10 protein-coding genes are annotated in these 13,341 nt (G+C 64.0%); 5 read left to right on the forward strand and 5 right to left on the reverse strand.

Annotated features, from left to right (window positions below):
• Positions 1–190: 190 nt before the first annotated feature.
• From flgH to flgF, 4 genes are read right to left on the reverse strand one after another with little or no spacing between them, the layout of a single operon-like run.
• Positions 191–955: a flagellar basal body L-ring protein FlgH gene (flgH, locus tag ACVWW6_RS22145; RefSeq protein ID WP_011088573.1), complete on the reverse strand. Its 765-nt coding sequence runs from the start codon at positions 953–955 to the stop codon at positions 191–193.
• A 3-nt stretch (positions 956–958) separates the two neighbouring features.
• On the reverse strand, positions 959–2,101 hold the full coding sequence (gene flgA, locus ACVWW6_RS22150; RefSeq protein WP_182872101.1) for a flagellar basal body P-ring formation chaperone FlgA: 1,143 nt from the start codon (positions 2,099–2,101) through the stop codon (positions 959–961).
• Between the two features lie 10 nt (positions 2,102–2,111).
• Positions 2,112–2,900 carry a flagellar basal-body rod protein FlgG gene (gene flgG / locus ACVWW6_RS22155; RefSeq protein ID WP_011088571.1) on the reverse strand — a complete coding sequence of 263 codons (789 nt, stop codon included), beginning with the start codon at positions 2,898–2,900 and terminating at the stop codon, positions 2,112–2,114.
• Between the two features lie 16 nt (positions 2,901–2,916).
• Positions 2,917–3,678, reverse strand: coding sequence for a flagellar basal-body rod protein FlgF (gene flgF, locus ACVWW6_RS22160; RefSeq protein ID WP_182872100.1), 762 nt, complete (start codon positions 3,676–3,678; stop codon positions 2,917–2,919).
• A gap of 385 nt (positions 3,679–4,063) precedes the next feature.
• Between flgF and fliL the strand changes: the two genes are divergently transcribed.
• The 5 genes from fliL (at position 4,064) to ACVWW6_RS22185 (ending at position 7,874) form a co-directional block, all read left to right on the forward strand.
• Positions 4,064–4,564 (forward strand): flagellar basal body-associated protein FliL, encoded by a 501-nt coding sequence (gene fliL / locus ACVWW6_RS22165; protein ID WP_182872099.1) that lies wholly within the window; start codon positions 4,064–4,066, stop codon positions 4,562–4,564.
• Between the two features lie 29 nt (positions 4,565–4,593).
• A complete protein-coding gene (gene fliM / locus ACVWW6_RS22170; protein WP_011088568.1) occupies positions 4,594–5,796 on the forward strand; it encodes a flagellar motor switch protein FliM in 1,203 nt (400 codons plus the stop codon).
• Positions 5,793–6,239, forward strand: coding sequence for a DUF6468 domain-containing protein (locus tag ACVWW6_RS22175; protein WP_028173291.1), 447 nt, complete (start codon positions 5,793–5,795; stop codon positions 6,237–6,239). Before fliM ends, ACVWW6_RS22175 begins: the two co-directional genes overlap by 4 nt.
• A gap of 10 nt (positions 6,240–6,249) precedes the next feature.
• Positions 6,250–7,011 carry a MotE family protein gene (locus ACVWW6_RS22180; protein WP_011088566.1) on the forward strand — a complete coding sequence of 254 codons (762 nt, stop codon included), beginning with the start codon at positions 6,250–6,252 and terminating at the stop codon, positions 7,009–7,011.
• A gap of 662 nt (positions 7,012–7,673) precedes the next feature.
• Positions 7,674–7,874, forward strand: a complete 201-nt coding sequence (locus tag ACVWW6_RS22185) for a hypothetical protein (RefSeq protein ID WP_039185590.1) — start codon at positions 7,674–7,676, stop codon at positions 7,872–7,874.
• Between the two features lie 22 nt (positions 7,875–7,896).
• Here ACVWW6_RS22185 and ACVWW6_RS22190 read toward each other — a convergent pair whose 3' ends face one another.
• Positions 7,897–13,167 (reverse strand): DUF5801 repeats-in-toxin domain-containing protein, encoded by a 5,271-nt coding sequence (locus ACVWW6_RS22190; protein WP_456681385.1) that lies wholly within the window; start codon positions 13,165–13,167, stop codon positions 7,897–7,899.
• Between the last annotated feature and the right edge of the window lie 174 nt (positions 13,168–13,341).

A 13,341-nucleotide genomic window follows, 5' to 3' on the forward strand; every position in this document is an offset into this window, starting at 1 on the left:
GCTTCGCTACGCTCGCAATGACGGAATTTGAGGCAACTGCGCCGCTATAATCGCACGACCGGCCTGGTTGAGTGTGGCGCACCACGCCAAAATACATGCGGCCTCCGGCAGGGGAGCTACCGGAGGCCGCGTAGTACATCGTCGTTCGCGCCTAGGTTCGCGAACACGATGTGGGAGCTCTTAAAGAGGCTTAGAAGGGCAGCAGCACGTCCATGACCTGCTGGCCGTAGCGCGGCTGCTGCACGTCCATGATCTGGCCGCGGCCGCCATAGGCGATGCGGGCCTGCGCGATCTTGCTGGAGTCGATGGTGTTGTCGCTCTGGATGTCTTCGGGGCGGACGATGCCGGCGACCACGAGCTCGCGGATCTCGTAGTTGACCCGGATCTCCTGCTTGCCTTCGACCACGAGGTTGCCGTTCGGCAGCACCTGCGTGACCACCGCGGCGACGTTGGTCTGCAACGCTTCCTGGCGATTGACCGAACCCTTGCCGTCGGCGGAGGATGTCGAGTCGGTGGTGAGAAGGCGGCCGGGCAGGACCTTGAGCGGCTGCGTGACCGTCTGGCTGCCGATAAAGTCGGTAATTCCCGAATCTTCCTTGGCGGTGCGGCTGCGCTGGGTTTCGTTGGCGATGTTGGCCTTGTCGGTGATGTTCACGGTCACGGTGAGCAGGTCGCCGATCTGGTGGGCGCGCTGGTCCTTGAAGAAGGCGCGGCTGCCGCTGCGCCACAGCGAGTTCGGATTGTAGGAGGCGACTTCCGGCTTCGGCATCGGCATCTGCACCGGCTTGTAGCCGGGCTGCGCCGTCGGATTGTCGATCGCGGACAGTTTCGGTTGCTCGCCGATCTGCGACAGGCGGTCGATCGAGGAGCAGCCGCTTGCCAGCGCGCCAATGGCCAGCAGCAGGGCAGAGATCGCGATGCGACGAGGACGGAAAGCCGAACTGAACGGGGACATGACTTACTCTGACTTGCCTGGAGCTTGCGAGACGCGGGCTTGCGGGATCTGGGCTTGTGCGATCTGGGCCGGAGACGTGGGCGCCTGGATCAGGCTTTGGGCGAGCGCTGCGGCCGCAGCCGCAGGGGCAGGCGTTTCGTCACGCTTGAGCGAGGAGGTCCGCTCGACTGCAGGCGCCATCGGCGGCGACTGGCTCGCGCCCTGGACCGTGATCTGGCCGCGGCCGGTGACGACGCCGGTTAGCGTGCGCTTGGATTGCAGGTTGAGCACGCTGACGGTGTCACCCTCGGCGCCGCTCTCGATCGCCTTGCCGCGCGTGGTGAGGTAGAGCCCGGGCACCTGGTAGATGATGGTGACGTTCTGGTCGCGCTGCACGAAGTCGGGCTTGACGATGTCCGCGACGCGGATCGGCGTGCCCGCCCGCATCGGCCGGCGCAGCTGCATGCCGATGGTGCGGTCGCGCGAGGCGGCCTCGCCGGTGACCTCGGCCTTGGGCCGGCGCTCCAGCGCGACGTCGGAGGATTTCAGGAGGTCGGCGCGGTCGATGTCGCGCGTCAGCACGGCCACTTCCACGGTCTCGATCGCGGTGCCGGTGAAGCGCAGCTTGGTCGGCGCCGGATTGTTGTCGTTGTTGATCTCGAAGGCGATGTCGAAACGGCCGCCGCGGGCGTCGTAACGCGTCGCGACCGGCTGGAGCGCGCCGGTGTTGGAGGCGTCCAGCCGCATGTCGGCGACGCCGCGGTCGAAGGTGACGGTGATGTTGGCGGCATCGCCAAGGCCGAAGCGGCGCTCGAGCGCGGAAGCCACCGCGTTTTCGAGGTCCTTGTTGGCGAGGGTGCGGGCGAGGCGGGTGACCTGGACTTCCCTGATGTCGCCGGTCATCACGCCGATCACCTGCTTTGCGCGCAACACCGACAGGACATGCGCGACCGGCAGCGCGCCGGTGGTGCCGAGATCGGGCGAGCGGTAGACCGGGATCAGCGCGGCCGAGCCGGCATTGTCGATGAGATCGCCGACCCGCACCACGTCGGAGGTCACGGTGACGCTCGCGCGCAGCGTCGGCGCCGCGATGACGTCGTCGGCGGCCTGCGCCGGCAGTGCCAGCAGCAGGAGAGCGGAGATCGTGGCGAGGGTGGTGCGGATCATCGTCATTGCCTCAGCGGAACAGCGCCGTGGTCGATTGCATCATCTGGTCGGCGGCGCTGATGACCTTGGCGTTCATTTCGTAGGCGCGCTGCGCGGCGATCAGGTCGCTCATCTCCGAGACGACGTCGACATTGGCCTGCTCCAGGCTGCCCTGCGTGATCTTGCCGTAGCCTTCGGTGTTCGCGGTGCCGTCCTGCGGCGGGCCGGAAGAGGGCGTCTCGGTGAACTGATTGTTGCCGACGGGCTGGAGGCCCGCCTTGTTGATGAAGCGGGTCAGGCCGAGCTGGCCCTGAACGGCCGACGTCGAGGAACCCGGCAGCGTCACCGAGACCTGGCCCTGCTCGTTGACGGTGAGGCCGGAGGCGTTGTTCGGGATGGTGATGGTCGGTTGCACCGGGTTGCCCTGCGCGGTGACGACGCGGCCCTGGTTGTCCATCTGGAAGGTGCCGTCGCGGGTGTACTGGAAGGTGCCGTCCGGCATCAGGATCTTGAAGAAGCCTTCGCCCGAGATCGCGAGGTCGAGGTCGTTGCCGGTCTGCGACAGCGTGCCCTGCGTCATGCTGCGCGGCGTGCCGACGGTCTTGACGCCGCCGCCGATGTCGACGCCGACAGGCACGATGGTGCCCTGGTCCGAGGCCTGCGCGCCGACGCGGCGGACGTGCTCGTAGATCAGGTCCTGGAACGCCGCGGTCTGCTTCTTGAAGCCGGTGGTGCGCAGGTTCGCGATGTTGTTGGAGATGACCTGGACGTTGAGTTCCTGGGCCGCCATTCCGGTCGCAGCGGTGTGGAGCGCTTGCATGTCAGTGATCTCCTAATCAGGCCGGAACGTCGGCGAGCTTCTCGATCGCCGATTTGTGGAGGTCGCTCTGCTGCTGGAGCAGATTGGCGATGGCGGTGTAGCTGCGCATGACTTCGACCATGCGGCTCATCTCGCCGACCGAGTTGACGTTCGACTTCTCGATGTAGCCCTGTTGCACGGTGGACTTGGTGTCGACCTGCTGGTTGGCCGAGCCGGCGCTGTAGAGGTTGGTGCCGAGCTTGGTGAGCTTGGCCGGATCGTCGAAGGTCACCATGCGGATCTTGCCGCGGATCGAGTCGGTCTTGGCCGTGCCCTCGAGCACCGTGACGGTGCCGTCGGGGGCGATATTGATGTCGTGGTCGGTCGGCTGGAAGGTGATCGGGCCGGCGGTGCCGAGCACGAGGTTGCCGTCGGAGGTGACGAGCTGGCCGGTGCTGCTGAGCGTGAACTTGCCGTCGCGGGTGTAACGCTCGGCGCCATTGGCCTGCACGGCGAAAAAGGCGTTGCCGTTGATCGCCATGTCGAGCGGGTTGTTGGTCGCCTCCATCGGCCCCTGGCCGACGTCGCGGAAGGTGCCGCGGTCCTGCACATAGGAGACCCGGCGGTCGGAACCGACGAAATTGTCCTCACGCGCGTTCGAGTTGAGAAACTCCTCGAACAGCGAATGGTCGGCCTTGAAGCCGTTGGTGTTGGCATTGGCGACGTTGTTGGCGATGACATCCATCTGCCGTTCCAACGTCATCTGTCGTGACAAGCCGATCAGAAGCGCGTTCTGCATCGGAAGATCTCCCCTGAGTGAGATCTGCCTCCTCGCTCTCCCAAGCGCGTTGGCGGACCCCGTGAACGAGACCGTCAGGTTCTCCCAAACCCCCGGGCCTCGGTCCCTTCTCAGCGAAAGCCGTGCCAACGTAGAAAATTGTTAAATATCAATGTCTTGTTGATTTTTCGAGGGTGCGGAAGGGCGGCAGAAAGGTTCTGTTAGCCATGTTTGCCCGGCAGATTTTTCCTAGTGGCGGCCCAATCGAAAGGTTCCGTTAACCATTATTACCGTAGCGTTTGCGTGCAAGAGGAGCGCATTGCGCTGGGGCATTTGTATCGCGTCATTGTCTGCCAGGGGGCTTCGCTCTTTCGATTCCTATAAGAGATGAGCGAGCCGGGCGACCATGGCAGAGAATGAAGCGGAAGGCGGCGCAGCCGCCGAAGGCGCGGAAGCCGCTCCCCCGAAGAACAAGCTCAAGCTCATCATCATGACCGTCGGCCTGCTTGCCGTCCTCGGCGGCGGCGCGGCGACCTGGTTCTTCTTCTTCCGCCACGGCGACGACGAGCACCATGCCGAGGCGGCGCCCCCGCCGAAGCCGCCGGCCTTCGTCGAGGTGCCCGACATGATGGTCAACCTCGCCGGCGCTCCGGGCGAGCGCGTGCAATATCTGAAGCTGAAGATCGTGCTGGAGCTGAAGGAAGAGAAGCAGATCGAGGCGATCAAGCCGGCGATGCCGCGCGTCACCGACATCTTCCAGACCTATGTGCGCGAGCTGCGCTCCTCCGACCTCAACGGCTCCGCCGGCATCTTCCGCCTCAAGGAAGAGCTGACCAAGCGTGTCAACGCGGCGGTCGCGCCGGTCCAGGTCAGCGCTGTGCTGTTCAAGGAAGTCGTGATCCAGTGACGGCTCAGGGAAGGTAATGGGCTAGCGTCATGGCCGGCAACGAGCAGATGGACCAGGATGCGATTGCCGCCCAATGGGAGGCTTCGCTCGATTCCGAGGATCCCGCGGAGGCCGCGAAGGCCGCTGCCGAAAACGAACTCTCCGAGACCATGGCCCTGCAATGGGCGGCCATGGTCGAGGACGGCAGCCGCGACCTCGGCTCCGGCAAGAACTCCGGCGAGCGGGTGCTGTCGCAGGAGGAGATCGACAACCTCCTCGGCTTCACCGTCGGCGACGTCACGCTCGACGACCACTCCGGCATTCGCGCGATCATCGATTCGGCGATGGTCTCCTACGAGCGTCTGCCGATGCTCGAAATCGTCTTCGACCGCCTGGTGCGGCTGTTGACGACGTCTTTGCGCAATTTCACCTCGGACAACGTCGAAGTCTCGCTCGACCGCATCACCTCGGTGCGCTTCGGCGACTACATGAACTCGATCCCGCTGCCGGCCGTGCTCTCGGTGTTCAAGGCCGAGGAGTGGGACAATTTCGGCATGGCGACGGTCGATTCCAACCTGATCTACTCGATGATCGACGTGCTGCTCGGCGGCCGCCGCGGCACCAGCCAGCTCCGCATCGAGGGCCGGCCCTACACCACGATCGAGACCGAGCTGGTCAAGCGGCTTGTCGAGGTGGTGCTGGCCGACGCCGAGCAGGCGTTCCGGCCGCTGTCGCCGGTGACCTTCACGATCGACCGGCTCGAGACCAACCCGCGCTTCGCCGCGATCAGCCGTCCCGCCAACGCCGCGATCCTGGTGCGCCTGCGCATCGACATGGAAGACCGCGGCGGCAATATCGAGCTCTTGCTGCCTTACGCGACCATCGAACCGATCCGGGGCGTCCTGCTCCAGATGTTCATGGGCGAAAAGTTCGGCCGCGACCCGGTCTGGGAAGGCCATTTCGCCACCGAGATCGGCCAGGCCGAGATCTCCGTCGATGCAGTGCTCTACGAGGCCGACATCCCGCTCAAGCAGCTGATGCGGCTGAAGGTCGGCGACACGCTGCCGCTGGACATGCGCGCGGATGCCAATGTCACCGTGCGCTGCGGCGACGTCACAATCACCGAAGGACGCATGGGCCGGGTCGGCGACCGCGTCGCGATCAGGGTGACGAAACCCCTGCGCAAGCCAAGTACGACACTTGCGATGTTCGAGAAGGTGGACGAGCAGAACAAGATGATGGAGGCCCCATGAACCACTCCCTTGGAATGGCGATCGAGACGCTGGTGGCTATCTTGCTGATGCTCACGATCGGTTACTGCATCCTGCTGAACAAGCGGCTGACGCGGCTGAAGGCGGACGAGCATTCGCTGAAGGCGGTCATTGCCGAGCTGATCACCGCGACCGAGATCGCCGAGCGCGCGATCGGCGGGCTGAAGCTCGCCGTGCGCGACGTCAACGAGAACCTCGGCAGCCAGCTCGCGGCGGCGACCCAGATGTCGGACCAGCTCTACAAGCAGCTGGGCGAAGCCGACAACGTGGTGCGGCGCCTGTCCAAGATCGCGATCGCCGCGCGCCCCGTGACCAGTCCGGAAACGGTTGCCGTACCCGTGGCCAAGCCCTCGTCGGCGAAGGCGGTGGCGGCTGCGGCCGAAGCCTTCTCCGAGCGCCGACGATCCAACGGCCTTGCCGCATGAAGTCAGGGGTATGAAGTCCTTTCGTAACATCCGCGTCATTCCGGTCGTCCTGGTTGCCGTCGCAGGTCTCGCCACGCTCAAGGTCGCGGGCCTCGTGATCAATGGCGGCTATGTCTTCGACTACCAGCCGAACCAGGCCAAGAAGTCCTGGGCGCAGGAGAATCTGAACTTTCCGACGGGACGGGAAGACCCCGACATCACCGGCTCGACCCATGGCGCGCCGAAGGAGGCGCCGAAGCCGGCCGCGCCCGAGACCAAGGCCGAAGGCACCGTGGTCAAGGTGGAGGAAGCCCAGCCGCAGGTCTCGGCCTCGGAGCGCGCGATCCTGGAGCGGTTGCAGTCGCGCCGCCAGGAGATCGAGGCTCGCCAGCGCGAGATCGACATCCGCGAGAGCCTGCTGAAATCGGCCGAGAAGCGCATCGAGAACAAGGTCGAGGAGATGAAGGCGGTGGAATCCCGCATCTCCGCGACCCAGGCCGAGCAGAAGGCCGCCGAAGCCCAGCGCATGAAGGGCCTCGTCACCATGTATGAGGGCATGAAGCCGAAGGACGCCGCGCGGGTGTTCGACCGCCTCGAGATGGGCGTGCTGATCGAGATCGCCTCGGCCATCGCGCCGCGAAAGATGTCGGACATCCTGGGGCTGATGTCACCGGAGGCCGCCGAGCGGCTGACCGTCGAAATGGCCCGCCGGGCTAATGGCGGCGGCGATCAATCCGCCTCGGCCGGCGACCTGCCCAAGATCGACGGCAAGCCGACGCAAAAGCCGAATTGAGGGCTCGAGAGCCGCGGCGCGTTACGGCAACCTGCGCGCAATCGCGCGGTCGTTCGGCCTGCACGCGGCTAGACGCCTTGCGTGTCTAGCTCGCGAACCGCTGCTGAACCCTGCGACCTGCCGAGCTCAGCGGTTTCTCGACGGGAAGGAGGGTCTCGCAGTGCTGCTTGATCAGCGCAGCCTTCGTCATTCGAGTCACGAGATGAAGGGTGCTGTGGCAGCAGGAGCACTCGTATACCTTCAGTGCATAACCCCGCGCGATTGGAAAGACGGCTACGACCGCTCTTGCCTGGCTACATACAATGCAGTTGGCTTCTTCGCTCATTGATTGCTCCCCCAAAAAGTTGACCAATCGAATTCGCATCGCAATGATCACATCTGATTCAGAGTCGTTGATGGACCGCAACACCCCTGAGGTTGTGCGCGCCTGTTCGGCAACCGAGCACGCAGGTCAAACGCGCCGGGGAGTGGGGTGATCGCCGCGAGTTTGACGTCCTTGCCGCACGAGGCACGTCGACTCGCGTTGCGGATGCAGCCGAAGCAAGAGGCATCTTCTGAGGCTGCGATGAGTTGACGCGTACAAATGTGAAGTGGAGTACAGTGGCGCCGCAGAGTTCGTCCTAGGCTCCCGCCATTCGCAATCCGCAGCGCGGGAGGAAGCTATGAACTACTCGTCCGTAGCAGAACGCGCAATCGAAGCCGTCAATCGGCTGCTCATCGCGGCGATGACGTTCGCCTGGACATCCGCGCTGGACCATCAGCATGCATGGCCGCCGCAGGGGGAAGATGGCGACGCTGAAGATGACGCTGGTCTCGAGCGAGAGAACTCCTCCGCGCCGGATTGCGCGGGACCGCAACACTGAAGAGACGGTCGCCTTGTGTGCGTCACACGATCAGATCGTGCAGCACGTGAGCGCCAGTTGTGCCTGCCCCGTGAGCCGGATCAATATGCGACGGGGACAGTTCGTGCATTGACGCCGCCTCGGATTCGTGGGCTTTCTCGGCGTGCTCGTGATGACCGGACGGGTCTGAGGGATCATCCAATTGGACGCCGTGCTCCGGACCCTGGCCATGCGAAGCGCCATCCTTGAAGTCAAAGGAGTCGCCGACCTGGTGCGAACCGGCAGGCGCAGAGCCGTGCGCTGCATGACCGGCAGAGGGCGGATCGACATCCACCGGGCCGTGCTTCGGCGCATCGTGCTGTCCGGCTGCCTCGCTTGGAAGCGAATGACTGGCGCCGCCGTGGGCATGAGCAGCATTGTGGGCGCTGTCTGGAGCCGATGCACCGTGGTCCTCGTTGCCCTTCTCCAGCGTACGCCCGTGCCGGGCGAGCTGTTCGGCCGCATCTTGGAGCGCCGCGAAAGCAATCTCAGGCATGGGGGCACTTCCGGCGATCGCGTCATTGTTTCCGATCGTCGTATCGGTGCTGTCGGGCAGCGTTAGCTGATCGAAGACAAAGCTGGTCGCCGTCGGTGCGGCCTCGTCGTGCAAGATCGTGGACAGCCCGCTCGGTGCGGGCGTTGCCGCGTCACTGCTGGTAATCTCTGCAGCGTGCGGCTGCACCCCGTCTGAGCTGGCGAAGCTGGGATGTTCGGTCCATGCAAACTGGTCCGAACTGGCAAAGACGCTGTGGGCCTGGTCGGTTGATCTGTCCGTCGCGTTCCAGTCAGCGAGGAGCGTGCCGTCGCTGAGTGTGGTCTCGGACGAACTGGTCGTCGTCACGGCGGTGGCGTCGCTTTGTGTCGTTGCGCTGAGATCGAGCGGGTCGCTGCCGGCCGCCAGCACGGCTGCCGCCGCCGGCGTCAGGGTGAAATCCGACGCGTCGATGGTCGCAATGCCCTGCAGATGGATTTCGATCAGGCCGGAATCGCCAATGTGCAGGGTCTGGTCGCTCGGATTGACATACACGATCGTTTCATTGGCCGCGCTGTCGTAGAGCCAGGCGATCGTGTGCGCCGGCACGGACGTGCTTGCCGAGCTCAAGGCCAGGAGAACGAAGCCAAGCCCGCCGAGAGCCGTCAAGTCGATCTTGTCGGATCCCGGGTTGAGATCGGTGATGGTGCCGAACTGGCCGGCCTTGGAATCCGCCGCGGACAAATGGACGAAACGGTCGTTCCCGGTGCCGCCGGTCAATTGGTCGGCGCCAAATCCGCCGATGATCGTTTCATTGCCCTTGTTGCCGTTGACCGCATCGATTCCCGCGCCACCGTGCGTCGTGTCATCGCCGTCATTGCCTTTGATCGTGTCGTTGCCGGAGCCGCCATGAAGAATGTCAGCCTGGCCAGTGCCGTTGACGGTATCTTTGCCGGCGCCCGTGGAGATGATCTGGCCCACATCGCCACCGGCCGCGATGGTTTCACTTCCGTGAGTCACAGGGGCGAAGGGAGGATCGCTCGTCACGGCCGGTCCAGCGGCCAGGTTATCGAAACCGTTGGGGGCGTCGCCGGCGCCATGGGCGGCGATGGTCACGACCTGCGTCGTCCCGTCGATGCTGGTCACGGTGAACGTGTCGGTCGGCGTGTCGCCAACATCGAGCGCCTGCACCACACTATTGTTGTTGTCCAGCGTGTAGGTCCACAGGCCCGCCGCGGTCATCGTGAACATACCGTAGCCGCCGTCGCTCGCCGTTGGCGAGCGCACCGCTGTGAAAGTGTTGGGCAGATTGACGTCGGTGTTGGTGAGCGCACCGGAAGCGGTCGGCGTGCCAGGCGCGCCGCCCGCAGCCTCGATCATGGAGCCGGTCGCGGTCCCGGAGAGAGTGGCCCCATCGTTGGTGCCGTTGACGGCAGTCGTCACCGGCTGTGGGGGATCGCTCAAGGTGACACCACTCGCAACGTTAGTGCTGCCCAGAAGGTCTACTTGCAGGCCGGTCGTTGACGCATCGCCGTCACGGTCGACGGCCGTCACGTCAAACAGCAGATCGGTGCTGGGGATCCTGGATCCCTCGCTGTATGTGATGTTGTTGACGGTAAACGTAGCGTTGCCGGCTACCGCGTGATCGTACGACACCTCTATTCGGTTGAATTCCGATCCAACGTAGAGCGTATAGGTCGAAGTTGCGCCATCAAACGAGTAAGTGTTTACAAGCGCGAGATTCGAAGTCTCTTTCACCACGACGTGGGCGTCACCCGATGGCTTTGGAATGTTTATGCTGAAGTCGTGGATGTCGTTGGTGCCATCAAAGACCTTGAAGACGACGTCCGCAGCTCCGTTTCCTTGCCACTGCGTCAGCGCGAAACTGACGTCCGTTTGCACCGGCGTGAAGGCCAGATTCAAGGTTTCGTGTTGATCCATTTGCAGTCCGGTGTCGCCGACCGCGATGCCGTTGCTCGACGCTTTGACGTCAGCAGGGGCACCATTGAAATCGCCGGTGATGACGAGCAGACCGTCCGGAGCGGTGAGTGACGGCTGGCCACTGCCGGATGCTCCGAAATCGGAGCCGGTCACCGTCGTCTGCTGCAAGAAGCCGACGGTCTCGATGTCAAACGTGTAGGTTCCGTCTGGATTGATCAGCAGCCTAAAATAAGGATCGCTCAGCGTCCCGCTTGTATCGGTGAAGAACGCATCCAGCTCCACGCCGCCGCTCACCGCCTTGGTCGTATAATAGAAGGTGTAGTCATCACCATTCCCGGTCACGTGTACCGACGTGATGCCGCCGCCCAGATCCGTTGTCGCCAGATCGTACCCATTAACAGTGCCATTGTGGACGGCCACGCGCATCGCGCCCTCGCCATCCGCACCGAAGCTCACGTTGTAGGTGCCGTTCGCAACTTGATCGTCCTTGGCGACGATGGTTGCGATGCCAAAACCTCCAATCGTCGGGCCGTCGTCGGTGATGGTCAGCCGGCTGCCGAGATCAAGGCTCGCCGTCTGGAAGTCACCGTCCTTGTCAGTGATTGTCGCCGTCAGGTTCACAATCCCGGCGGTCAGCGAGACGCCTTCCCCGGCGTCGGGGTTGGTACCGAAAGGCTGCGTCACCGCACGGTACTCGGTGAAGGTCACGATTCCTGTCGCCGGATCGAGCGTGATGGTGAACGCCAGCGTGCCGCCGACGGTGCCAACATGGCCTTCAATGGTATTGCCTTTTTGCACCAGCACATCGGCCTGGCCAGTGTGCGAGTCGAGCAGACCCGACGCCATGCCGTTGCCGCCGGTGACAGACAGCGCATAGCCGATCGTCGCACCGTCCGCCCCCTGGATCGACGTGAACGCTGTCGAGAAGTTGCCTGACGTCGTCGTCAGCGTCGCGTCCGGCGTCGAGCCGGCGATGCTGTCGTCCAGCGCCGTAGCTGTCAGATGCGTCTCGCTCAGCGTCAACGACGGAGCCGTCCCCGTCGCCGCAATCGTCGGGCCGTCGTCGGTGATGATCAGCCGGCTGCCGAGATCACGGCTCGCGGTCTGGAAGTTGCCGTCCTTTTCGGTGATCGTCGCCGACAGGGTCACAGTCCCTTCGGTCAGCGACACGCCTTCCCCGCCGTCCGGGTTGGTGCCGGAAGGCTCCGTCACTGCGCGGAATTCGGTGAAGGTCACGAGCCCCGTCGTCGGATCAAGCGTGATGGTGAATGCCAGCGTCCCGCCGGTAGTGCCAACATGGCCTTCGATGGTGTTGCCGTTCAGGACCAGCACGTCGGCCTGGCCGGTGTGCGAGTCGATCAGGCCCGATGTCGTGCCGTTGCCACCGGTGATCGACAGCGCGTAGCTGATCGTCGCACCGTCCGCCCCCTGAACCGAGGTGAACGCCGTCGAGAAGTCGCCTGACGTCGTCGTCAGCGTCGTGTCCGGCGCCGAGCCAGCGATGTTGTCGTCCAGGGACGTCGCGGGCAGATGCGTCTCGCTGAGCGTCAGCGAGGGCGCCGTGTCCGTCACCTCAACCAACGGGCCGTGGATGGTGATCGTGACCACCTGCGCGGTGCCGTCGATGCTGGTCACCGTGAAGCTGTCGGTCAGACTGTCGCCTACATGGAGCGCTTGCACCTGACTGTTGGCCTTGTCGAGCGTATAGGTCCACACGCCGGCCGTTGTCATCGTGAAGGTGCCGTACTTGCTCGCGGCCGGCGAGCCGATCGCCGTAAAGGTATTGGGCGGGTCGTCGGGATCGGTATCAGTGAGCGTTCCGGTCGCGATCAGCGTGCCGGGCGAGGCATTGACCACGCCACCGGCCGCTATCGCTGAGCCGGTCGTCGTACCGGAAATGAGGGCTGCATCTTCGACGCCGTTGAGGGTGATCGGGAAGGGCTGACTGACCAAGAGCGAGCCATCCGCCACCGTGATAATGAAGCTTGTGGTCGTTGGCGCCTTCAGCGCATTGATCGCATCACTGTTTGGGACGAAGGTGTAGGCGCCGCTCCCGCTGTTGAGGTAAAGGGTGCCATAGGGGCCGGTTTGCGATACATCATACGTCACCCCGCCCAACACCGTGTTGCCGTTGGTGCCGCCGCTGATACCGAAGGTCAGTGTGGCATCACTGTTGCTGCTGCTTGCGGTGAACGTCCCGCTCGTCGCCGTGAATGTGTCAAACACCACGGTATCGAGTTCGGCCGGGCCGGCTCCGGTGTTCAGCGTCGGCGGCGGATGTATGATCAGAGGCGGAGGGAGGAAAAACGGTGAGACAGGCGCCAGCAAATCTTGCGCCGCGGGAGCCTCGGGCGGAATGAAATTGATCGGCTGTAGCGGCTGGGATTTGACGAAAGGAGGTGTGCCCGACCCGTGGGGGTCTCGCCCTTCCAGATTGGCAAGCGCGTCCTGCTGTGCCGCCCGCAACTCCTCCATGCGAGCAGCCGTGTTCGTGACCTGGTTCACGCTGACCGAGGAGCCGACCTTTTTGACGACGATCGTTTCGCCGGGATCCTCGACGATGATGTGCCGCGGGATCGGCTCCTTGGTCACAAGCTCGTATGCACCGTGCGCAAGGTCCTTGTAAGTGATGGCGTCGTCATCCAGGAACGTTACGTTCGGGTCTGCGGCCTTGACCTGTTTGATCATCGAGAAGAGCATTGCCGTGAGCGACAGCATCCCGAAGCCGCCGGCAGAGGCCCGCTCGCGAATCTGCGCAACGGGTCCATCAAGAGGGCCGCTCTTGGCCGCGTTCACTCGGTGACGCCTGATCGCAGCGGCTTCGCGCTCGTCCCCGGGCCTTCCAGCGGGCGTGACGGACATTGTTCGACCTCGATTGCCCAGCGTCGACCTCAGACATCGCCGTAGCTTTGCTGGCTTGCCGCGTCACGCGATCGGGAGCAATTTTGCGCCGGCAACCTTGGCCAGGCCCGCTGAAGGTCGTTGTTTCCGAGAATTCCGCCCAGGCCAGTCACGGCAGAATTGCTGTCGCTTCGC

The sequence above is a fragment of the Bradyrhizobium sp. USDA 3311 genome (assembly GCF_054062495.1).